Here is a 302-nt window from a genome sequence, read left to right on the forward strand (position 1 = left end):
CCCGTCACTTTACCTTTTCTGTGCATGAGGTAAGCAAATAAAGGAACAAACATATTTTTCTTTAAGTAAACGAATCGATCATAGCTTATTAATTTTGGAAATTCATTTCTTAAATAAAAATTAATGTAGTTATAGAAGTGTTTGAAAGTTCTGTCATTTGATTGATGAAATAAAACGATGATGGTCATCATTTCAGCTGGAGATAACACAGATTCTGGGCCCTTTTTGTGCTTTCCAGATTCTATAAGGTGTTTTTCCCATTCTTGCTTGAAAGATTTCCAGAAATCATCAATTGTACAATA

At 31.5% G+C, this 302-nt stretch carries 1 pseudogene; it reads right to left on the minus strand.

What is annotated here, in order from left to right:
* A pseudogene (locus TY19_RS00425) lies at positions 1 to 302 on the minus strand (IS982 family transposase); the annotation flags it as partial.

This window comes from Candidatus Protochlamydia sp. R18 (assembly GCF_000648255.1).
In the GTDB taxonomy this organism is placed as follows: Bacteria; Chlamydiota; Chlamydiia; order Chlamydiales; family Parachlamydiaceae; genus Protochlamydia; species Protochlamydia amoebophila.